The sequence below is a fragment of the Natronomonas salina genome (assembly GCF_013391105.1).
Taxonomy (GTDB): Archaea; Halobacteriota; Halobacteria; order Halobacteriales; family Haloarculaceae; genus Natronomonas; species Natronomonas salina.
In genome coordinates this window covers 942,619-963,629 of record NZ_CP058335.1, presented here as the reverse complement: position 1 = coordinate 963,629, position 21,011 = coordinate 942,619, and the positions used below count along the sequence as shown (strand labels likewise).

Below are 21,011 nucleotides of genomic sequence, written 5' to 3'. Positions count from 1 at the left end.
GGCGACCGAACGTCTTCGGGCAGCGCCAAAGTGGTCGATCGACGTGGTCAGGCGCCCTCTTTGGTGATACGGAAGCTAATCGTGTCGACGACCGTGCTGTCGGCTTCGTCGACGATCCGGAGTTCGTACCGGCGGGTCTCACCGGCGTCCCACGGCGGCGGGACGTCGTTTCGGTACTGTGACTCACCGGAGTTCAGGTCGGAGATCGAGACGAACTCGGCTTCGTCGTCCGTGAGTTCGTAGACCTCGACGTTGTACGCGGCAGTATCGCTCGCGTTCAGGCTGTACCGGAGTTCGTACCGGGCGCCGTCCATCTCGTTGATATCGACGAACGAGAGTGTCTCGATCACCGCGCCGGTCGTGGGTTCGTCGGCCTCCGTCGCGTAGTCGTCGGTCGTACTACAGCCGGCGACGGTGAGCAAGCCGATAAGCAGGACCGTTGCTAGCAGCAGCCGGCCGCTGACGGAGGGACTGGAGGGGGTAATTGTCATCGGGGGCCTCTGGAACTTAACTCGGCCGAGGATAGCTTTTGTGGGACCTTGTTGCTCGTAGTAATCTGACCCAGATCTGAATGCCGTCCATCCCGACAGGAAATCCCCTCGACTGGTCCCACTAAGTTTGTCTAGTGACCGATGTTCCGAATCAGCTGATCCGGGAGAGCTACTCCGTGACCGCAGCGTCCGAAGAGAATACGCTCGTTCTGTGTGGTACTATCGCTCCGGGGACGGAATGTCGTAGCCAGGATACGGCGACAATCGCAGCGCAGTTCGGACCGACCGAGCGTCTTTCCGAGGGAGGAACGAGTGGGTTCTAGTCGTCCGAGGCGACGTGGCCGGTCGCGTCGGCGGCGGCCTCGGGGGTGGCCGACTCGGGGAGCTCGTCGCGGACGTCGGCGTCCTCCCGCTCGGCGATGATCTCCGCGTAGGCGTCCGGCAGCACCTTCACGAACTTCTCGACCTCCTCCTCCCAGTGCTCGAGGACGTACTCGGCGCGGTCGGAGTCGGTGTGGGCGTGGTGGTTCTCGACGAGGCGGCGGAGCATCTCGCGGTCCTTCGCGTCCAGTTCCTGGCTGGTCGAGACCATGCCGTAGTTGACCTTCTCCTCGAAGTCGCCCTCGCGGTCGAGGACGTAGGCGACGCCGCCGGACATCCCCGCGGCGAAGTTCTTGCCGGTGTCGCCGAGACAGGCGACGACGCCGCCGGTCATGTACTCGCAGCCGTGGTCGCCGACGGACTCGACGACCGCCTTCACGCCGGAGTTCCGGACGGCGAAGCGCTCGCCGGCCTTGCCGTTGATGTAGGCCTCGCCCTGGGTCGCGCCGTAAAGGGCGACGTTCCCGACGAGGATGTTCTTCTCGGGCTCGTAGGGCGCGTCGTTCGGCGTGTTGACGACGAGCTTCCCGCCGGAGAGGCCCTTGCCGACGTAGTCGTTGGCGGTGCCGGTCAGCTGCATCGTCACGCCGTCCTGGAGGAAGGCGCCGAAGCTCTGGCCGGCGGTGCCGCCGAAGTCGACGGTGAGTGTGTCGTCCGGCAGGCCGTCGACGCCGTACTCCCGGGAGATGCGGTTCGACAGCGTCGCGCCGACCGCCCGGTGGTTGTTCGAGATGTCGCGGTCGAGGTGGACCGGCTCGCCGTTCTCGAGGGCGGCCGCGGCGTCCTCGATGATGCCCCAGTCGAGGGACTCGTCGATCTCGTGGGTCTGCGGCTCGGTCTTCGTCCGCGCGTCGCTGGCGGGCTCCGCGAGGATAGCCGAGAGGTCGAGCTTCCGCGCCTTCTCCTGCTCGACGTCGTCCCGCTGTGCGAGGGCGTCGACGCGGCCGATCATCTCCTCGACGGAGCGGAAGCCGAGTTCGGCCATGATCTCGCGGAGCTCCTGGGCGATGAACGTCATGTAGTTGATGACGTGCTCGGGCTCGCCGGGGAAGCGGTTCCGGAGCTCCTCGCGCTGGGTGGCGACGCCGACCGGGCAGGTGTTCTCGTGGCACTGCCGGGCCATCACACAGCCCGAGGTGACCAGCGAGGCGGTGCCGAAGACGTACTCCTCGGCGCCGAGCAGCGCGCCGACGGCGACGTCGTAGCCGGTCTTCATCCCGCCGTCGACGGTCACCTTGATCCGGGAGCGGAGGTCCGTCGAGCAGAGCATCTGGTTGGCCTCCGCGAGGCCGAGTTCCCACGGCAGCCCGGCGTTCTTGATGGAGGTCTTCGGGGAGGCGCCCGTGCCGCCGGAGTGGCCGGAGATGTGGACGACGTCGGCGTTGGCCTTCGCGACGCCCGCGGCGATGGTGCCGATGCCGGCCTCGGAGACCAGCTTCACGTTGATGTCGGCTTCCGGGTTGGCGGCCTTGAGGTCGTGGATGAGCTGCTTGAGGTCCTCGATCGAGTAGATGTCGTGCAGCGGTGGCGGCGAGATGAGGCCGACCCCCGGCGTCGAGTACCGGACGTGAGCGATCATCTCGTTGACCTTCCGGCCCGGGAGGTGGCCGCCCTCGCCGGGCTTCGACCCCTGGGCCATCTTGATCTGGATCTCCTCGGCGTTCGAGAGGTACGCGGAGGTGACGCCGAAGCGGCCGGAGGCGACCTGCTTGACGTTGCACTCCTTCTCGGTGTCGAAGCGCTCCGGCGGTTCGCCGCCCTCGCCGGTGTTGGACTTGCCGCCGAGGCGGTTCATCGCGATGGAGTTGTTCTCGTGGGCCTCCGGCGAGAGGCTCCCGAGGCTCATCGCGGCGGTGGAGAACCGCTGGACGATGTCCTCGACGGGCTCGACCTCCTCGAGCGGGACCGAGTCGCGGTCGGAGTCGAACTCCATGAGGCCGCGGAGCGTCTGGAGGTTCTCCCGCTGGTCGTTCATCTGCTCGGCGAACTCCTGGTACTGCTCGTAGTCACCCTGCCGGACGGCCTTCTGGAGGGTGCCGACCGACTCGGGGTTCCACTCGTGGAACATGCCCGACGAGCGGTGCTCGTACTCGCCCTGGGTCTCGAGTTCGGGGTCGTCGCCGAAGGCGACCTCGTAGCGCTTCCGGAGGTCGGCCTCGACGTCGTCGATGTCGATGCCCTCGGTGCGGGCCGTCGTCCCCTCGAAGTACTCGGCGACGAAGTCGGAGTCGAGGCCGACCGCCTCGAAGATCTGGGCGCCCTGGTAGGACTCGACCGTCGAGATGCCCATCTTCGCCATCGTCTTCAGCAGGCCGTCCTCGACGGCCTTGACGTACGCCTCGATGGCCTTCTCCTCGTCGGCGCCGTCGGGGCCGGCGACGAGGTCGGTGATGGACTGGTAGGCGAGGTAGGGGTTGACCGCGCCGGCGCCGTAGCCGATGCAGGTGGCGACGTGGTGGACGGCCCGGGGGTCGCCGGACTCCAGGACGATGCCGACGTGGTTCCGGAGTCCGTTCCGGACGAGGTGGTGGTGGACGCCGCCCATCGCGAGCAGCGCCGGGATCGGGATGGCGTCCTCGCCGGCCTCACGGTCGGAGAGCACGACGATGTCGTGCTCGCGAGCGGCCTCGGTCGCCTCCGCGCGGACCTCCTCGACGGCGGTCTCGAGGTCAGAGTCCGGATCGAAGGTGATGTCGAGGACGTACGAGGAGAGCTCGCCGTCGCCGCCGTCGAGGGACTTGATCGACTCGGTCTGGGCGTCCCGAAGGATCGGCGAGTCGAGGACGAGCTGGCGGGCGTGCTCGGGCGACTCGTCGAGGAGGTTGCGCTGGTAGCCGAGCCGGGACTCCAGGGAGGTGACCAGCTCCTCGCGGATGTAGTCGAGCGGCGGGTTGGTGACCTGCGCGAACAGTTGCTTGAAGTAGGTGAACAGCGGGCGGTTGAACTGCGAGAGGACAGACAGCGGCGTGTCGTCGCCCATCGACCCGACGGGGTCCTTCCCCTCCTTAGCCATCGGCTCGATGAGGTGGTTCATCTCGTCGTTCGTGTAGCCGTACAGCGCCTGGTGGGCGCGGAGCCCGTCGACCTCGCCGCGCGGGAGCGCGTCGTCGCCGTCGGCGACGTCGTCGATCGAGACCTGCTCGTCGTCGACCCACTCGCCGTACTTCCCGTCGACGAGCTCGTCGAAGATCTCCTCGTCGGGGACGACCCGGCCCTCCTCGGGGTCGGCGACGAAGAGCTGGCCGGGCTGGAGGCGGTCGCGGCGCTCGATCTCGCCGAAGTCGGGTTCGAGGGCGCCGGCCTCGCTGGCCATGATGACCCGGTTGTCGCTCGTGACGTCGTACCGGCAGGGGCGGAGCCCGTTGCGGTCCAGTACCGCGCCGACGCGCTCGCCGTCGGTGGCCGCCACGAGGGCGGGGCCGTCCCACGGCTCGACGAGCGAGGCGTGGTAGTCGTACCACTCGCGTCGGTCCTCGGGGACACGGTTGGCCTCGCCGCGCCACGCTTCGGGGATGAGCATCCGGAGGGCGTGGGGCATGTCGCGGCCGCCCTGCATCAGCAGTTCGAGGGCGTTGTCGACGGAGGCGGTGTCGGACTGCTCGGGGTCGTTGATGATCGGGTGGAGGGTCTCGATGTCGTCGCCGAACTCGGGGTGCTCGAGGTCGTCCTCGCGGGCCCGCATCCAGTTGATGTTCCCCTGGATGGTGTTGAACTCGCCGTTGTGGATGATGTTGCGGTAGGGGTGGGCGAGGTGCCACGCGCCGAGGGTGTTCGTCGAGAAGCGGGCGTGGACCATCGCGAAGGTGGAGGTCATCCGCTCGTCGGTGAGTTCGGGGTAGTACTCGGGAAGTTGCTCGGCGGTCAGGAGGCCCTTGTAGACCACGGTCTCGCGGTCGAGCGAGCAGACGTAGAAGCGAGCGGCCCCCTCGGGGTTGCGCTCCTCGACCGTGTTCTCGAGGTCGCGGCGGCCGACGTAGAGCGCGCGGTCGAAGTCGTCGCCGGCGAGGTCGGAGCGGACGAAACACTGCACGACGACCGGCTCGGAGTCGACGGCGGTCTGGCCCAGCGACGAGTTGTCTGTGGGGACCTCCCGCCACGCGAAGACGTCGAGGCCGTGGTCGGCGAGGACCTCCTCGACGACGTCCTGGAGGTGGGCGGTGGCGTCGGGGTCCTGCGGCATGAAGATCGAGCCGACGGCGTACTCGCCCGGTTCGGGCAGATCGTCGATCTCGTCGGCGAAGAAGTCGTGCGGCGTCTGCAGTAGGATGCCGGCGCCGTCGCCGGTGTTCTCTTCGGCTCCGGTCGTCCCCCGATGTTCGAGGTTCTCGAGCAGTTCGAGGCCGTCCGCGACCGGCCGGTGGGTGACGTCGCCGTCGAGGTCCATGACGACGCCTACCCCGCAGTTGGCGCGGTAGTCGTTTGGATCCGCGAGCCCTGCCGTGCTCGCGGCGGAGTTGGTTCGCTCGGACATTACCGTCTCTACACGAGTAGCACAATAAGAGGCTTCCCCTCAAAGACTAATGGTGGATTTACCCCATACAAGGAGATATAAGGGGCGGAATATGTGGTCTTCTCACAGTTGAGCGTCGATTCGGATTGCCGGTGCCCCCGGGTTTCCTAACGGTCGAAGCGGACTAATCGACCATGGTGGAAGCTGCGGGGATCGATCTGTTGAACCTGCTGTTGATTCTCACCGTGGCGTGGGTGTTCGGACTGCTCGCCGAGCGGGCGGGGTACCCGGCGCTGATGGGCGAGATCCTGGCGGGGATCGTGTTCGGCCCGGCGTTGCTCGGGCTGCTGGAACCGAGCGGGACGATCGAGATCCTGGCGGAGCTCGGCGTCTTCCTCCTGATGCTCTACGTCGGGATGGAGGTCGACATCAACGACCTCTTCGCCCTCGGTCCGCAGTCGCTGATGATCGCGCTCGGGGGGTTCCTCGTCCCGTTCGGGCTCGGCTACGGGGTCGGCGTCGTCGCCGGGATGAACGTCGAACAGTCGCTGTTCGTCGGCATCGCGATGGCCGCCACCTCCCTGGCGACGAAGTCGCGGATCCTCGTCGACCTCGACATCCTCGATACCCGTATCGCCGGCGTCCTGCTCGGCGGTGCCCTGCTGTCGGACGTCGGCGTGATGGTCGTCTTCACCGGCATCATGGGCTTCGTCGAGACCGGGGAGGTGACGCTGGTCGGCCTCGCGCTGGTCGCAGGCAGGGCACTGCTGTTCTTCGTCGTGGCGCTCGCCTTCGGCGACCGGGTCCTCCCGTACCTCTGGGAGTACCTCGAAGACTGGATGGGCCGCCACGAGTTCGTCGACAAGACCTCCGCGTTCACGGTCGCACTCGTCGTGGCGCTCGCGTTCGCGTACTTCGCGGCGCTCGTCGACCTTCACTCGATCATCGGCGGGTTCGTGGCCGGGCTCTTCCTGCGGCAGGCCCAGCTGGAACCCGACATCTACCAGCACATGTACGACGTCATCTACGACCTCTCGATGGGTTTCTTCGCCCCCATCTTCTTCGTCTCCGTCGCCTTCGAGCTCACGCTGGGAGTGTTCACCGAGAACCTCCCGCTCCTGGCCCTCATCGTGACCGCCGCGTTCGCCGGCAAGATCGTCGGCAGCTGGTTGTTCGCGCTGCCGACGAAGCTGTCCTCCCGCGAGGGGCTGGTCATCGGCCTCGGGATGAACGGCCGCGGCACCGTCGAGATCATCATCGTCCTCATCGCGCTCCAGGCCGGCATCATCGGCGAGAACCTCTTCTCTATCCTCGTGTTCACGGCCATCTTCACGACCGTCCTGGTCCCGCCGACGGTCAAGTGGGGCGTCGAGTGGCTGCGGGAACACGACGACCTGGTCATCATGGACGACGTGGACGTGGTCCCGGAGTAGCGTTGCTCCTGGTTCTGGTGCGTCGCCACGACTGGCGTTTGGTAGAACAGAGTATCCGCGCGACCGAAGGGAGCGCGGTTCCCGGCGACGAGCGACCGTAGGGAGCGAGTCGCCGTAGCGCGCGCGGACTGAATCGCGGCGCGACCGGAGGGAGCGCCGCGGAAGGAGCACGCGCGCATATTTTCCCCAAGTTTTTGCCCGACCGAGGGTCGCTCCGCGACCCGAGGGAGGTGCAAAAAGTGGGTGTTAGTAACTCTTCGCGAAGTAGGCGGTCTCGACCGCCTCCTCGCCGCAGACCCCGCAGGTGTCGTGGACGGGCTCCTCGTCCTCGTCCAGCGGGAGCATCACGATCTCGGCGGAGATCTCCTCTTTGATCTCGTCGTCGCAGGCCTCGTCGCCGCACCAGCCGGTCTTGACGTAGCCGCCGTGCTTGCCGATGGTGCCGAGGATCTCGCCGCGGCCGTGGGCCTCGCGGACGTTCTCCTCGAGGTTCTCCTCGGCGGCGGCGTAGAGCTTCGCGTAGATGGTGTCGAGGGCCTCGTCGACGCCGTCGACGATGGTCTCGCGGTCGGCGACCTCGTTCTCGCCGTCGGGGCGGTGGACGAGCGTGGCCTCGTCGTCCTCGACCTCGTGGGGGCCGATCTCGATGCGGAGCGGGACGCCGTTCAGCTCGTGTTCGTTGAACTTGAAGCCGGGGTTGCGCTCGTCGCGGTCGTCGAGTTCGACGCGGAACGCCTCGTCGAGTTCGGCCGCGAGGTCGGCGGCGTACTCCTTGACCTCCTCCTCGGTGTCCTCCTGCCAGATGGGGACGACGACGACCTGCGTGGGCGCGAGGGCGGGCGGGACGACGAGCCCCTGGCCGTCGGAGTGGGTCATGATGAGCGCGCCGAGCGCGCGCCACGACAGCCCCCAGGAGGTGGTGTGTGCCAGCCGCTCCTCCTCGTCCTCGTCGGTGAACGTGATGTCGAAGGCCTCCGCGAAGGAGGTCCCGAGGTGGTGGGAGGTGCCGGCCTGGACGGACTTGCCGTCGGGCATCAGCGCCTCGATGGTCGTCGTCGTCTCGGCGCCCGGGAACTTGTCGTGGTCGGGCTTGCGGCCCTTCATCCCGGGGATGCCCATGACCTCCTCGTAGAGCCGACCGTACTGGTCGAGGCGGGTCATCGTCTCGTTCCAGGCGTCCTCGCCGTCGGCGTGGGCGGTGTGGCCCTCCTGCCAGAGGAACTCCTTGGTGCGGAAGAACGGCTTCGTCTCGGTGGCCTCCCACCGGACCACGGAGCACCACTGGTTCAGCCGCATCGGGAGGTCGCGGTAGCTGCGGACCCACTCGGCGATGAAGGGCGTGATGATCGACTCGGAGGTAGGCCGGACCGCCAGCCGTTCCTCGAGTTCGTCGTGGCCGCCGTGGGTCACCCACGCGACCTCGGGGTCGAACCCCTCGACGATGTCCTTCTCCCGCTCCAGGTAGGATTCGGGGATGAAGAGAGGGAAGTACGTGTTCTGGACGCCGGTCTCCTTGAACCAGCCGTCGAGGTGGTCCTGGAGGCGCTCCCACAGGGCGTAGCCGCGGGGCCGGGTGACGATGAACCCGCCCATCGGCGCGTAGTCCGCGAGACCCGCCTTCTGGACGACCTCGGCGTACCATTCTCCGGGACTGTGTTCTTTGGACTCGGTGATGCCGAGTTCCTGCTCGCCGCTCATACACGGACCCTCCTCCAGCGCGGTATTAAGTCCGGCGTATCGTCCGGGCGGTCGGACGCCGCGAGGGCCGGCGGGCCGTCCTCAGACGCCCCAGTCGACGTGGTCCCACGCGCGCTCGTAGACGAAGTACGTCCCGGTCTTCAGGAGGTTCGTCACGAGGCCGATGCTCAGCGCCGCGCCGACGTCGTCGACGACCAGGAAGGCGACGGCGACAGTGATACACACCATGAACAGCCGGTAGCCGAGCGTCTTGACGACCGCCCGGGAGAGTCGCTGGTGGGGCCGCCGGCGCAGCGATTCCATACAGACTCATCTCCGCGGAGCCACGTAACTTCTTTGGGGAACATCCGTCCAGAACGTAACCAGAAAAGGTTGACGGCCGTCGCGTTCAGGCGATCTGCATCTCGTTGCCGCACTCCTTGCAGTAGATGACGAAGTCCCGGTCGGGTTCGCGGACGCCGTGGGCGGTGACCTCGCCGCACTCGCCGCAGGGCGCGAACGACTCCAGTTGCTCCCAGTCGTGCTGGCTGCCGGGCGCCGCCAGCGCCAGGCCGACCACGATGTCCTCGCTCTCGTTGCGGCCGCACTGGAACTCGCCGGGCTCGAATCGGATCACCTCGCCCGCCTCCACGTCCGTCTTCTCGCCGTCGGTCCCGTGTTCGAACGTCGCGGTCCCCTCCAGCACGTAGAAGACCTCCTCCTGGTCGTGGTGGGTGTGGAGGCCGCCGGAGAACTGCTCGCCCGGCTCCAGTTCGTAGTGGACGGCGGTCATCTCCTCGGCCCCGAGGGCGTCCGTGAGGACGCGGCGCTCGCGGTTGACGCCCATCGGGTGCGGTTCCGCCTCGACGTCGTCGATGGAGACGCGTTCCATGGCGGTACCGGGGTCGGCGCCGGGATAAGGCTACTCCACCGCGAAGGGACTCTCCGACTCGGTCCACGCCCAGCCGGGCAGCCGGGACTGGAAGCCCGCCGCCAGCGCGGCGTCGAGGTCGTCCGCGCCCGCAGCTTCGTCGTCGGGTCCGTGCGTGTGCACGTCCGCGAAGTGGAACGTCGCCTCGGCCAGCAGCGCCCGCGGTTCGCCGCCGGCGACCGTCGCCGCGAGCTTCCGGCCCAGGAACTCGTCGACGACGAACCCGGGGTAGTCGCCCTCGCAGTCGAGGTCCCGGAGGATGGCCGAGAGCGCCGCGACGTTGACCGCGCGATCGCCGTCCGCGAAGACCTCGTCGACCTCCTCCCGATACCGATCGGTCGTCACGTGATCGACCTCGGTGTCGAACAGGGGGCCGAGGCGGTCTCTGACGTCGTTGATCAGTTCGGGGACGGCCGCGCGGCCGCGGATCCACTCGTACTCGTCGACGACTGCGTCTGTCGTGACTCGCATAACTAACGTTTGCGAAGGGTTTTATATGAGTAGTCGGTTAGGTCCGAGTACGAGCGGGTTTTCCGGACCCTCCCGCGGTCGTCGACCGACGACGACAGTCAACCGCAGATACGAATCCATGACCTGTTGTCACGCATCCAGTCCGACGGACCGCCGGTCCGCGTCGACAGCGGTGCGCCGCGGGCCCGGGACCCCCAGACCGAGGATTTCTAACTCATGAGCGCAGTAGAGCGGCAACTCGAAGATATCAAGGAAACGATCGTCAGCGAAGTACCGAGCGACATCTCCATCTCGGACGTGAAGTACGAGGGCCCGGAGCTCGTCGTCTACACCCGCGACCCGAAGAAGTTCGCGGGCGACGGCGACCTCGTGCGGCGCCTCGCCTCGAAGCTCCGGAAGCGGATCACCGTCCGCCCGGACCCCGACGTCCTCTCCCGGCCGGAGACGGCCCGCGAGGAGATCCGGAAGGTCATCCCCGACGAGGCGGGCGTGACGGACCTGGACTTCCACGCCGACACCGGCGAGGTCGTCATCGAGGCCGAGAAGCCAGGGATGGTCATCGGCAGGCACGGCTCGACGCTCCGGGAGATCACCCAGCAGGTCGGCTGGACCCCGGAGGTCGTCCGGACGCCGCCCATCGAGTCCTCGACGGTCTCGAACGTCCGGAACTTCCTGAAGCAGGAGCGCGACGAGCGCCGCGACATCCTCGAGCGCGTGGGCCGGCAGATCCACCGCGAGGAGATGTCCGACGACGAGTGGGTCCGCATCACGACGCTGGGCTGCTGCCGCGAGGTCGGCCGCGCGGGCTTCATCCTCAACACCCCGGAGACGCGCGTCCTCGTCGACTGCGGCGACAAGCCGGGCGCGGAGGGCGAGGTGCCGTACCTCCAGATCCCCGAGGCCCTGGGCGCCGGCGCCCAGAACATCGACGCCGTCGTCCTGACCCACGCCCACCTCGACCACTCGGCGCTCATCCCGCTGCTGTTCAAGTACGGCTACGACGGTCCCATCTACTGCACGGAGCCGACCCGCGACCTGATGGGCCTGCTGACGCTGGACTACCTCGACGTCGCGGCCAAGGAGGGACGCGCGCCCCCGTACGAGTCCGAGCAGGTCCGGGAGGCCATCAAGCACTGCATCCCGCTGGAGTACGGCGACGTCACCGACATCGCGCCGGACCTGAAGCTCACGTTCCACAACGCCGGGCACATCCTGGGCTCGGCGGTCTCGCACTTCCACGTCGGCGACGGCCTCTACAACGTCGCCTTCTCCGGCGACATCCACTACGACGACACCCGCCTGTTCAACGGCGCCGTCAACGACTTCCCGCGCGTCGAGACGCTCGTCATGGAGTCGACCTACGGCGGCCGAAACGACTACCAGACGGACCAGGAGGACTCAGAGGCGAAACTCGCCGAGGTCATCAACCGGACCCACGACCAGGGCGGGAAGGTCCTCATCCCCGCCTTCGCGGTCGGCCGCTCCCAGGAGATCATGCTCGTCCTCGAGGAGGCGATGCGCAGCGGCAAGATCCCCGAGATGCCCGTCCACCTCGACGGGATGATCTGGGAGGCGACGGCCATCCACACGACCTACCCCGAGTACCTCCGCGACGACCTCCGGGACCGCATCTTCCACGACGACGAGAACCCGTTCCTCGCCGAGCAGTTCAACCACATCGACGGCGGCGAGGACGAGCGCCAGGAGGTCGCCGACGGCGGCCCCTGCATCATCCTCTCGACGTCCGGGATGGTCACCGGCGGCCCCATCATGTCCTGGCTCGAGCACGTCGGCGCGGAGGAGGACTCGACGCTCACCTTCGTCGGCTACCAGGCACAGGGGACGCTCGGCCGCCGCATCCAGAACGGCTGGGACGAGATTCCGATGAACGACCGCGGCGGCAGTCGCGGCGGCTCCACCCTGACGCTGAACATGGACGTCGAGACCGTCGACGGCTTCTCGGGCCACGCCGACCGCCAGGGGCTGATGAACTTCGTCCGCACGATGAACCCCCGGCCGGAGAAGGTCCTCTGCGTCCACGGCGACGAGTCGTCGGTCCAGGACCTCTCCTCGGCGCTGTACCACGAGTTCAACATGCGGACGTTCGCGCCGAAGAACCTCGAGACGTTCCGGTTCAAGTAGTCGAGCCGGCGAACGTACGGCCGTCGGGTCGACGGACCGAGCTGCGCTCTCCTGGCCCGACCGCTCAGACGGCCTCGCAGAGCTCGACCACGTTGAACTCGTCGACGACGATGTACGCGCCGAAAGCCTCCGGCTCGAAGAACTTCACGGTCCCCTCGTCGTCGTAGTGGAGGAGGTCGATCTCGGGGCCTTCGGGGGTCGGTTCGGTTCCCGGTTCGCGGTGGTCGGAGTTGGACATGATGCCTCGTCGTGTCCTGTGGCCTATAGGATAAAGTAAGGGCCAGAGCTTTGGGTCGACTTCGGTCGATTTAGCGTCGTTTCTCCTGGGACGTAAGGTGTTAGCGAGATACTTTGCGTCCGATTCGCGTCGTTTTACGCCCCCGTCGACGTTTTACGCCGCCGGAAAACGGAGCCAAAACCGGCAGAGGGCAAGCCGATGACCGCCGACGGCGTCCAGAGAGCGGCGTCCGCGCGTCGGTCGCCGGGTGACCTTACAGCGTCCGGCTCTCGACGTCCGGGTCGACCCCGGCCTCGGTGAGGTCCTCGCGGACGCGCTGCCGGAGCGGTCCGGGGACGTCGTCGCGGCCCACCGGCACCGCCTCGTCGTCGTCGCGCACCGCCCAGTAGATCACCCGTTCGGTCGGCTCGTAGAACTCGACGCTGTAGCGGTCGGCGGCGCCCTCGTAGTGGACCCGTGCGGCGTACCCCTCGCTCCGCCAGCCCTCGAGGCTGCCGAGCGCGGTGACCAGTTCGCCCATGGGCCAGCCTCGGCGGGGTCACTGATGGGGATTACGACGCGTCGGCGGTTTCAGTCGGTCAGTTCCGCCGCCCGCCGACTCAGGGGCGCGCTCGCGACGGCGACGACGTAGGCGCAGACGAAGAACAGCACGTCGCCGCGGGCGAGCAGGAGCGCGGGGACGGACTCGGGAGCCGCGCCGACGGCCGACAGGACCGCGCCGACGGCCAGGGTAAGGGCCAGCGCCGGGAGCGCTGGCAGCGCGACCACGACCAGAAGTGGGGTCGGCAGCACCTGGAGCGCCTCGGCGACGGCGGATGGCTCGCTGTGGGGGTAGACGGCGAGCAGCGCGGCGTACCCGACGACCTGAAGGACGAAGGCGACGGTCAGTCGGCGGTTCACGAGGTGGGAGCGGTCGAGCGACACGGTGGTCCGTCAGCCGCTCGGGGCATAGCACTACCGCCGCCGCCGCGCGACGCGCTCCTCGGCGGTCTCGCTGGTGACGACCTCGTAGAGCAGCGCGCGCCCGGGGCCGGGCCGCGCTGGGGACTCGGCTGGCTCCGACCCTCGGGGTTCGGAACTCCGGGATTCGGCGCCCCCTGATCCGGTGCCCTCGTCGTCCTTCGGGCGGAGGACGCGCCCGAGGCGCTGGGTGAACTCTCGCTCGCTGCCCGAACCCGAGAGGACGACGGCGACGTTGGCGTCGGGGACGTCGACGCCCTCGTCGAGGACGTTGGCGGCGACGACGCGGGAGTAGTCGCCGCGGCGGAACCGCTCGAGGATCTCGCGACGTTCGTCGGCGCCGGTCTCGCTGGTGATCGGCGGGAGGAGGAACCGCTCGGCGAGGTCGTAGACGAGGTCGGTGAACGCGGTGAAGACGATGATGCGGTCGTCGCTGTGGCGCTCGAGGATCTCCGCGAGGGCCTCGACTTTCCGGTCGGCGTTCATCATCACCTCGCGGGCGCGCTGCTTCGCGAGGAGCGCCTCCCGGGCCCGGGGGTCGGAGCCGGAGCGCTTGACGAGTTCCTGGTAGTCGCTGCCGCTCCGCATGTCGATGTTCGAGGACGCGAGGTAGTCGGTGAAGGTGCCCTGGTGGGCCTCGTAGCGCTCGCGCTCCTCGGGGGTGAGGTCGACCTCGATTCGCTTGATGTCGTAGTCGGCGAGGTGCTCGCCCGCGAGGTCGTCGGCCGAGCGGCGGTAGACGACGCTGCCGACGAGCTCCTCGACCGCCTCGTGGGCGCCGTCGGGGCGCTCGAACGTGGCGGTGAGGCCCATCCGGGCGGGTGCGGCCATCAGGCGGGCGATATCCCGGTAGCCCTCGCCGCCGAGGTGGTGGACCTCGTCGAAGACGAGCAGGCCGAAGCGGTCGCCGAGTTCGTCGGCGCGGAGGTACGCGGAGTCGTAGGTGGCGACGGTAATCGGCTCGACGCGCTGCTCGCCGCCGCCGAGCTGTCCGACGGCGACGCTGTCCCCGAATTCGGCCTCGAGTTCGCGGCGCCACTGCTCCAGGAGGTCGATGGTGGGGACGACGACCAGCGTCGGGGTGTCGAGGTCGGTCATCGCCCCGATGGCCAGGACGGTCTTGCCGCTGCCGGTCGGGAGTTCGACGACGCCGCGGTCGTTCGCGCCGTGCCAGGCCTCGAGGGCGTCCTCCTGGTAGCCGCGGAGCTCGTAGTCGGTCGTCAGGTCGCCGACCTCGGGGAGGTCCAGGACGGCGTCCTCGACTGGGAGGCTCCGGTTGTGGCAGGTCGACACCAGGAACGGGTAGCGGTAGGCGGGGGCGCGGCGGCTCTCCGAGCGGGCGTCGACCTCGACGAACGACAGGCCGTCGAGGGCCGACGCCCCGTCGCCGTCGATGCGGACCGTGCCCTCGTCGAACCGGAGCGTGACCACACCGGGGGTCGTCGGCGGGCGGGCTTAACTCCGACGCCCTCGCCCCGTCCGTTTTCTCAACCCTTATTGCCGCAGGCGGGCACGGTCCGTGTATGAGCGACACGGAGCGCGAGGAGTCGGCGGACGCCGAGCGCGAGGGCGACGAGGAACCCGTCGACGAGTCGGTCGAGGGTGAGGGGTCCGACGCGGCGGACGAGTCGGGCGAGACGTCGGCGGACCCGGCCTCCGAGATCGACGAGGACGCGATTGCCGAGCGGGTGGCTGACAAGGAGCCGGAGGAGGTCGCCGGCGAGATCGCCGACCTCCGGGCGCGAAACGACGAGCTCGAACTGGAGGTCGAGGACCTCGAGTCGCGCCTGAAGCGCAAGCAGGCCGAGTTCCAGAACTACAAGAAGCGACAGAAGAAGCGCCAGCAGCAGGAGCGCGAGCGCGCGACCGAGGACCTCGTCGAGCGGCTGCTTGAGGTCCGGGACAACCTCAAGCGCGCCCTCGAGCAGGACGACGACGCCGACATCCGCGAGGGCGTCGAAGCGACGTTCCGGCTGCTCGACGACGTCCTGACCGACGAGAACGTCGACCCGATCGAGCCCGAGCCGGGCACCGAGGTCGACCCGCAGCGCCACGAGGTGCTCCTGCGCGTCGAGAGCGACCAGCCCGGGGGGACGGTCGCCGAGGTCCACCGCCCCGGCTACGAGATGGCCGGAAAGGTGCTGCGGGCGGCGCAGGTGACCGTCGCGGAAGACGGCGAATAGCGGTTCTGTTTATAGTTCCCGGTCGTCGGGATCGGGAGCGTCGAAAACCGACAGAAGGGACCACGTAGCGCGCGGTCGTGGGTCGCAGTATCTAGCAACTTTTAACCGATTCTGTCCGGTAGTGACGGGTAACATGGCGAGCAACAAGATTCTCGGTATCGACCTCGGTACCACCAACTCCGCCTTCGCGGTGATGGAGGGTGGCGACCCCGAGATCATCGTGAACGGCGAGGGCGAGCGGACGACCCCGTCCGTCGTCGCGTTCACCGACGACGGCGAGCGCCTGGTCGGCAAGCCCGCGAAGAACCAGGCCGTCCAGAACCCGGAGGACACGATCCAGTCCATCAAGCGCCACATGGGCGAGGACGACTACACCGTCGAGGTGGAGGACGAGGAGTACACGCCCGAGCAGATCTCGGCGATGATCCTCCAGAAGATCAAGCGCGACGCCGAGGAGTACCTGGGCGACGACGTCGAGAAGGCCGTCATCACGGTCCCGGCGTACTTCAACGACAAGCAGCGGCAGGCCACGAAGGACGCCGGCGAGATCGCCGGCTTCGAGGTCGAGCGCATCGTCAACGAGCCGACGGCGGCCGCGATGGCCTACGGGCTGGACGACGAGTCCGACCAGACCGTCCTCGTCTACGACCTCGGGGGCGGCACCTTCGACGTCTCCATCCTCGACCTCGGCGGCGGCGTCTACGAGGTCGTCGCGACCAACGGGGACAACGACCTCGGGGGCGACGACTGGGACGAGGCGATCATCGAGTACCTCGCCGACAGCTTCGAGGACGAACACGGCATCGACCTCCGCGACGACCGGCAGGCCCTCCAGCGGCTGAAGGACGCCGCCGAGGAGGCGAAGATCGAGCTCTCCTCGCGGAAGGAGACCACCATCAACCTCCCGTTCATCGCGGCGACCGACGAGGGGCCGCTCAACCTCGAGGAGAAACTGACGCGCGCGAAGTTCGAGTCCCTCACCGAGGACCTCGTCGACCGGACCGTCGAGCCGACCGAGCAGGCCCTCCAGGACGCCGGCTACGACAAGTCCGACATCGACGAGGTCATCCTCGTCGGCGGCTCCACCCGGATGCCGCAGGTCCAGGCGAAGGTCGCCGACATGACCGGCCAGCAGCCGAAGAAGAACGTCAACCCCGACGAGGCGGTCGGCCTCGGCGCGGCCATCCAGGGCGGCGTCCTCTCCGGGGACGTCGACGACATCGTCCTGCTGGACGTCACGCCGCTCTCGCTCGGCATCGAGGTGAAGGGCGGTCTCTTCGAGCGGCTCATCGACAAGAACACGACCATCCCGACCGAGGAGTCGAAGGTCTTCACGACCGCCGCCGACAACCAGACGTCGGTGAACGTCCGCGTCTTCCAGGGCGAACGCGAGATCGCCGAGGAGAACGAACTGCTCGGCGCCTTCCAGCTGACCGGCATCCCGCCGGCGCCCGCGGGCACCCCCCAGATCGAGGTGTCGTTCAACATCGACGAGAACGGCATCGTCAACGTCACCGCCGAGGACCAGGGCTCAGGCAACAAGGAGGACATCACCATCGAGGGCGGCGTCGGCCTCTCCGACGAGGAGATCGAGCAGATGCAGGAGGAGGCCGAACAGCACGCCGAGGAGGACGAGAAGCGCCGCGAGTTCGTCGAGGCGCGCAACGAGGCCGAGTCCTCGGTCCAGCGGGCCGAGAAGCTCCTCGACGAGAACGAGGCGGAGGTCGACGACGACCTCCAGGCGGACATCGAGGCCGAGATCGACCGCGTCCAGGAGGCCCTCGAGGAGTACGCCGACGCGAGCGGCGACGAGCTCGACGAGGCCACCGAGGCCCTCGAGTCGGCCACCGAGAGCCTCTCCGAGGAGCTCCAGGAGATCGGCAAGCAGATGTACCAGCAGCAGGCCGCCGGCGCCGGCGGCGCGGGCGGTGCCGCAGGCGCAGGGCCGGGCGGTGCCGGTCCGGGCGGCGCCGGTCCGGGCGGCGCGGCCGGCGCGGGTAACATGGGCGGTCCCGGCCCGGGCCCCCGCGGTGGCGGCGCCGAGGGCGGCGAGGACGAGGAGTACGTCGACGCCGACTTCGAGGACGTCGAGGACGAGGACGAAGACGGGGACGAGTAACTCCCCCGCTCGCTGTAGCTACCGACCGAGTTCGATTTTCTCCGCGCTATCGAGCGAGACTACCGAAGAAGCCGCCGCTTCGGCCCGGTCAGTCCGGACCGACCTGGTCGCCGCCGTGGAAGAGGGTCATCTCCTCCGCTTCGTAGATGTTGATGAGTTCCGTCACGATCTCGTCGTAGGACTCGTCTTCCACCCGGAGCGTGTCCAGCCGGTCGACGGTCTCCTGGTCGAGGTGCACCTCTGGCATGGTCGGCTGTTCGGCTGGGGAACCCATAAACGCCGGGGCCGCCGCTCACTCGGACTCGTGGAGGCGCTCGCCGCGGTGGAGCCGGGTCGCGATGGAGAAGGTCTGCTCGTGCTCCCGGCGCGTGGGGGTGTGGGCCGCGAGGTAGCGGGCGCCGGCGACGAGCGCGAGCCGTCGTTCGGCCTCGTCGTCGAGGCCGTCGAAGCGCCGGAACGCAGCCGAGACGTTCTGGAGGGTGTGGAACCCGGCGTCCTCCCGCAGCAGCCCGCGCCCCAGGACGCGCCGGAGGGCCGCCGGGTCGCCGCCGCACTCGAAGTGCTCGACGACCAGGCGGGCGGCGCGCTCGACCTGGCCCTGCTCGTCGAAGGCCTCGAGCAACTCGGCGCGGACGGCCTCCGGGTCGCGGTCGCCGCCGGCCTCGGGAACCGGCGCGCGGGGGCTGTTGAGGAACCGGTCGAGGTAGACGCTGATCGCGCCGTCGAAGCAGGCGCGGTAGACCTCGACGGCGTCGGTTCGGCCGGCCATTTCGTGGGCGGCGTTGGCGTACATCAGCGTGTGGTGGACGGTGTCCCAGTCGTTGAACTCGTTGTTGGTCGCGAAGTGGGCGACGCGACGGGTGGCCGCGCGGGCGACGGCGTCGGTGAGTTCCCGCTGGGTGGCGCCGTCGGCGATGGCGCCGCAGAGCGCGTCGACGATCGCCTCGGGGTCGTCCGACAGGAGGGTCTCGACGAACCCCTCAGGTTCCGTCCAGCGCTCGCCGCGACCGGCGGCGACGAGGTCCTCGAGGCGGTCGTGGGCGTCGAAGCAGAGTTCGGCCACGTCGACGGGCTGGCGCCACGACGAGAGCTCCTCGGAGCGGGTCGCGTCGGTGAACAGCGGCACGGTCGAGGCGAGCACCGGCGCGGCGTGCTCGTCCCAGTCCAGGTGCTCGAGGGTCGCGAGCGCGCTGTTGACGAAGTCCAGCGTGTGGCTGGCGTTCACGTAGAGGTGGTCGGTCGCGGCGGCGACGAGGATCTCGACGACGTCTTCTCGCGGCAGCGTCTCGACGGCGGTGAGGAGCGTCCGCTCGGCGCCGTCCTCGTCGCGGACCTCGCAGTTCTCGCGGAACCAGGACTTCAGGCGCCCCTTCGAGAGGTCGCGGTTCTCGAAGGCGTACTGCTGAAACCGCGGCGCCTCCCCCGCCACGTCGTCGGCGACGGCGCGGACCCCGGCGAACATCGCCCGGCGTCGGTCCCGGCTGCCGACCTGTGGGTAGAGTTCGGCCATGTATGAGAGGGTCGTCAACCCGCTGCCCCAGCCGGAAGCGCGGTACTTCGTCCCGAAGTCCACGGCCGTCTCCAGCGGCGTCCGGAAGCCGTCGCCGCGGTCGTCATTCGGCTCGCTCCCATCGCTGTCTGGTTCGTCCATTGTGCTCCGCGCCGCGTCGTCGATCCCCAGGATGGCCTTCGCCTGCACCAGCGAGATGTTCTCCTGGAGGCCGTCGGCCAGCCGGTTGCGCCAGCGGGTCGCCGGCGGGACGGTCGGCTCCGGGTCCGGGTCGAGGTACACCCGGTCGTCGCGGACCTCGACCGGGAACGTCTGGACGTCGTCGGCCCAGGGGTCGAAGGTGTCGCCCGCCTCGAGTTCGAACCTGGCGTGGTGCCAGTGGCAGGTCAGGACGCCCTCCTCGACGGTGCCCCGGACCAGCGGGAACCCCATGTGCGGACAGCGGTTGTCGACGGCGTGGACCTCGCCCTCGTGGAAGAACAGCGCGATGGCCTGTCCGTCCTCCGAGACGACGGTGCGGCCCTCGGCCTCCAGTTCCCCCAGGTCGCAGACTGGAACGTAGTTCTCGGCGGCCATACCGTCCCCAACGGGTCACATCGTGTTAACGATTCGCGCAGCCCGGCTCGTGTCGCTGCGGCGTCAGTTCGTGACCCAGACCCGTTCTTTTCAAGTACCTCAATCGTCTAGCACCCACAACGAATGAGCGAGGACTTCTACTCGGTGCTGGGCGTCTCCCGGGACGCGAGCGAGGACGAGATCAAGAAGGCGTACCGCGAGAAGGCCTCGGAGTACCACCCCGACGTCTCCGACGAACCGGACGCCGAGGAGAAGTTCAAGAAGGTCCAGAAGGCCAAGGAGGTGCTGACCGACGACGAGAAGCGCCAGATGTACGACCAGCTCGGCCACGAGCGCTTCGAGCAGGCCGACAAGCGCGGCGCGACCGACTCCGGCGGCCGGGGCGCCGGCGGCATGGGCGGGATGGGCGGCCAGGACCCCTTCGGCGGCGGCGGGATGAACGACATCTTCGAGCAGTTCTTCGGCGCGGTGGCGGCGGCTCCCGCTCCGGCCCCCAGCAGGGCGCCGACCTCAAGACCCGCCTCGCCGTCGACCTCGAGGACGCCTACGAGGGCGTCACGAAGCAGCTGACCGTCACCCGACCCGAGCAGTGCCCCGACTGCGACGGCGCCGGCCACCCGCCGGAGGCCGACTCCCGGACCTGCCCGGCCTGTAACGGTCGCGGTCAGCAGACCACCGTCCGCCAGACCCCGCTCGGCCGCGTCCAGCAGACCCAGACCTGCCGGGAGTGCGAGGGCCAGGGCACCATCTACTCGGAGACCTGTTCGACCTGCCGCGGCGACGGCCAGGTCCGCAACGAGGCCACCCTGCAGGTCGAGGTCCCGGCCGGCATCCGGAGCGGCCAGACCCTCCGGATGGACGGCGAGGGCGCGCCCGGCGAGCGCGGCGCCCGGAACGGCGACCTCCTCGTCGAGGTCCAGGTCGAGGACCACCCCGAGTTCGACCGCGACGGCGACGACCTGCAGTACCGCCACCCGATCTCGTTCCCGCAGGCCGTCTTCGGCGACACCGTCGAGGTGCCCACGCTCGACGGCGCCGTCGAGATGGACATCCCGAAGGGCACCCAGAGCGGCGAGACCTTCCGCCTCAAGGGCAAGGGCATGCCCCGGCTCCAGCGCCGCGGTCACGGCGACCTCTACGTCCAGGTCCGGGTCGTTACACCCGAGTCGCTGAACGAGGAGCAGCGGGAGGCACTCGAGGCCTTCGCCGAAGCCGGCGGCGAGGAGATCGACGTCGAGCAGGGGTTCTTCGAGAAGCTGAAGAACTCCTTCTAACCGACCTTTTTCTTCGTCGGGGTCGCGCTCCGCGCGACCCACTCCTCGAAAAACGTCCTCAGAAATCTTCGATTTCTGATGGGCTGCGTCAGAGCTTCGCTCTGACGAACGTCGATGAAAAAGGCCGCGCCCTCACTACGTTCGGGCGCGGTGAACCGCTCGCTTCGCTCGCGGA

Annotated in this window: 16 protein-coding genes and 1 pseudogene; 5 read left to right on the top strand and 12 right to left on the bottom strand. The window is 68.5% G+C overall.

Going from position 1 to position 21,011, the window contains the following annotated elements; translation table 11 throughout:
- Positions 1 to 47: 47 nt before the first annotated feature.
- Together HWV07_RS05350 and gltB are read right to left on the bottom strand one after the other, a co-directional pair.
- Positions 48 to 491: a hypothetical protein gene (locus HWV07_RS05350; RefSeq protein WP_178333308.1), complete on the bottom strand. Its 444-nt coding sequence runs from the start codon at positions 489 to 491 to the stop codon at positions 48 to 50.
- A gap of 319 nt (positions 492 to 810) precedes the next feature.
- Entirely contained in the window at positions 811 to 5,343 is a 4,533-nt protein-coding gene (gltB, locus tag HWV07_RS05345; protein WP_178333307.1) for a glutamate synthase large subunit, read from the bottom strand.
- 173 nt (positions 5,344 to 5,516) lie between these two features.
- Here gltB and HWV07_RS05340 point away from each other — a divergent pair, with 173 nt between their 5' ends.
- A complete protein-coding gene (locus tag HWV07_RS05340) occupies positions 5,517 to 6,755 on the top strand; it encodes a cation:proton antiporter (RefSeq protein ID WP_178333306.1) in 1,239 nt (412 codons plus the stop codon).
- 246 nt (positions 6,756 to 7,001) lie between these two features.
- On the opposite strand, the gene proS is transcribed toward HWV07_RS05340, so the two are convergent.
- From proS to HWV07_RS05320, 4 genes are all read right to left on the bottom strand, one after another.
- The gene (gene proS, locus HWV07_RS05335) at positions 7,002 to 8,453 is read right to left on the bottom strand and encodes a proline--tRNA ligase (RefSeq protein ID WP_178333305.1); all 1,452 of its coding nucleotides are present in this window, start codon (positions 8,451 to 8,453) and stop codon (positions 7,002 to 7,004) included.
- Between the two features lie 81 nt (positions 8,454 to 8,534).
- Complete coding sequence (locus HWV07_RS05330; RefSeq protein ID WP_178333304.1) at positions 8,535 to 8,756, bottom strand: DUF2061 domain-containing protein; 222 nt, start codon at positions 8,754 to 8,756, stop codon at positions 8,535 to 8,537.
- 85 nt (positions 8,757 to 8,841) lie between these two features.
- Positions 8,842 to 9,324 carry a cupin domain-containing protein gene (locus HWV07_RS05325; RefSeq protein ID WP_178333303.1) on the bottom strand — a complete coding sequence of 161 codons (483 nt, stop codon included), beginning with the start codon at positions 9,322 to 9,324 and terminating at the stop codon, positions 8,842 to 8,844.
- Between the two features lie 30 nt (positions 9,325 to 9,354).
- The gene (locus HWV07_RS05320; RefSeq protein ID WP_178333302.1) at positions 9,355 to 9,834 is read right to left on the bottom strand and encodes a DUF7984 family protein; all 480 of its coding nucleotides are present in this window, start codon (positions 9,832 to 9,834) and stop codon (positions 9,355 to 9,357) included.
- Between the two features lie 216 nt (positions 9,835 to 10,050).
- On the opposite strand from HWV07_RS05320, the gene HWV07_RS05315 reads away from it, so the two are divergent.
- The gene (locus HWV07_RS05315) at positions 10,051 to 11,976 is read left to right on the top strand and encodes a beta-CASP ribonuclease aCPSF1 (protein ID WP_178333301.1); all 1,926 of its coding nucleotides are present in this window, start codon (positions 10,051 to 10,053) and stop codon (positions 11,974 to 11,976) included.
- A 64-nt stretch (positions 11,977 to 12,040) separates the two neighbouring features.
- Here HWV07_RS05315 and HWV07_RS05310 read toward each other — a convergent pair whose 3' ends face one another.
- From HWV07_RS05310 to HWV07_RS05295, 4 genes are all read right to left on the bottom strand, one after another.
- On the bottom strand, positions 12,041 to 12,214 hold the full coding sequence (locus HWV07_RS05310; RefSeq protein ID WP_178333300.1) for a hypothetical protein: 174 nt from the start codon (positions 12,212 to 12,214) through the stop codon (positions 12,041 to 12,043).
- A 253-nt stretch (positions 12,215 to 12,467) separates the two neighbouring features.
- Positions 12,468 to 12,734, bottom strand: a complete 267-nt coding sequence (locus tag HWV07_RS05305) for a DUF7538 family protein (RefSeq protein ID WP_178333299.1) — start codon at positions 12,732 to 12,734, stop codon at positions 12,468 to 12,470.
- A gap of 50 nt (positions 12,735 to 12,784) precedes the next feature.
- Entirely contained in the window at positions 12,785 to 13,138 is a 354-nt protein-coding gene (locus HWV07_RS05300) for a hypothetical protein (RefSeq protein ID WP_178333298.1), read from the bottom strand.
- A 30-nt stretch (positions 13,139 to 13,168) separates the two neighbouring features.
- A complete protein-coding gene (locus tag HWV07_RS05295; RefSeq protein ID WP_178333297.1) occupies positions 13,169 to 14,605 on the bottom strand; it encodes a DEAD/DEAH box helicase family protein in 1,437 nt (478 codons plus the stop codon).
- Positions 14,606 to 14,697: 92 nt separating this feature from the next.
- On the opposite strand from HWV07_RS05295, the gene HWV07_RS05290 reads away from it, so the two are divergent.
- Both HWV07_RS05290 and dnaK read left to right on the top strand, forming a co-directional pair.
- Complete coding sequence (locus tag HWV07_RS05290) at positions 14,698 to 15,357, top strand: nucleotide exchange factor GrpE (protein ID WP_178333296.1); 660 nt, start codon at positions 14,698 to 14,700, stop codon at positions 15,355 to 15,357.
- A 133-nt stretch (positions 15,358 to 15,490) separates the two neighbouring features.
- On the top strand, positions 15,491 to 17,476 hold the full coding sequence (gene dnaK, locus HWV07_RS05285) for a molecular chaperone DnaK (protein ID WP_178333295.1): 1,986 nt from the start codon (positions 15,491 to 15,493) through the stop codon (positions 17,474 to 17,476).
- An 88-nt stretch (positions 17,477 to 17,564) separates the two neighbouring features.
- On the opposite strand, the gene HWV07_RS05280 is transcribed toward dnaK, so the two are convergent.
- A complete protein-coding gene (locus tag HWV07_RS05280; RefSeq protein WP_178333294.1) occupies positions 17,565 to 17,723 on the bottom strand; it encodes a DUF7557 family protein in 159 nt (52 codons plus the stop codon).
- A 45-nt stretch (positions 17,724 to 17,768) separates the two neighbouring features.
- Entirely contained in the window at positions 17,769 to 19,562 is a 1,794-nt protein-coding gene (locus tag HWV07_RS05275; protein WP_178333293.1) for a Rieske 2Fe-2S domain-containing protein, read from the bottom strand.
- Positions 19,563 to 19,685: 123 nt separating this feature from the next.
- Between HWV07_RS05275 and dnaJ the strand changes: the two are divergent.
- Positions 19,686 to 20,836: pseudogene (gene dnaJ / locus HWV07_RS05270) on the top strand (molecular chaperone DnaJ).
- The last annotated feature ends 175 nt before the right edge of the window (positions 20,837 to 21,011 follow it).

What these genes read in the sequence shown, in the direction of transcription:
- HWV07_RS05350 (WP_178333308.1), bottom strand. Translation starts at nt 491, where the DNA reads ATGACAATTACCCCCTCCAGTCCCTCCGTCAGCGGCCGGCTGCTGCTA.
- gltB (WP_178333307.1), bottom strand. Translation starts at nt 5,343, where the DNA reads ATGTCCGAGCGAACCAACTCCGCCGCGAGCACGGCAGGGCTCGCGGAT.
- HWV07_RS05340 (WP_178333306.1), top strand. Translation starts at nt 5,517, where the DNA reads ATGGTGGAAGCTGCGGGGATCGATCTGTTGAACCTGCTGTTGATTCTC.
- proS (WP_178333305.1), bottom strand. Translation starts at nt 8,453, where the DNA reads ATGAGCGGCGAGCAGGAACTCGGCATCACCGAGTCCAAAGAACACAGT.
- HWV07_RS05330 (WP_178333304.1), bottom strand. Translation starts at nt 8,756, where the DNA reads ATGGAATCGCTGCGCCGGCGGCCCCACCAGCGACTCTCCCGGGCGGTC.
- HWV07_RS05325 (WP_178333303.1), bottom strand. Translation starts at nt 9,324, where the DNA reads ATGGAACGCGTCTCCATCGACGACGTCGAGGCGGAACCGCACCCGATG.
- HWV07_RS05320 (WP_178333302.1), bottom strand. Translation starts at nt 9,834, where the DNA reads ATGCGAGTCACGACAGACGCAGTCGTCGACGAGTACGAGTGGATCCGC.
- HWV07_RS05315 (WP_178333301.1), top strand. Translation starts at nt 10,051, where the DNA reads ATGAGCGCAGTAGAGCGGCAACTCGAAGATATCAAGGAAACGATCGTC.
- HWV07_RS05310 (WP_178333300.1), bottom strand. Translation starts at nt 12,214, where the DNA reads ATGTCCAACTCCGACCACCGCGAACCGGGAACCGAACCGACCCCCGAA.
- HWV07_RS05305 (WP_178333299.1), bottom strand. Translation starts at nt 12,734, where the DNA reads ATGGGCGAACTGGTCACCGCGCTCGGCAGCCTCGAGGGCTGGCGGAGC.
- HWV07_RS05290 (WP_178333296.1), top strand. Translation starts at nt 14,698, where the DNA reads ATGAGCGACACGGAGCGCGAGGAGTCGGCGGACGCCGAGCGCGAGGGC.
- dnaK (WP_178333295.1), top strand. Translation starts at nt 15,491, where the DNA reads ATGGCGAGCAACAAGATTCTCGGTATCGACCTCGGTACCACCAACTCC.
- HWV07_RS05280 (WP_178333294.1), bottom strand. Translation starts at nt 17,723, where the DNA reads ATGCCAGAGGTGCACCTCGACCAGGAGACCGTCGACCGGCTGGACACG.
- HWV07_RS05275 (WP_178333293.1), bottom strand. Translation starts at nt 19,562, where the DNA reads ATGGCCGCCGAGAACTACGTTCCAGTCTGCGACCTGGGGGAACTGGAG.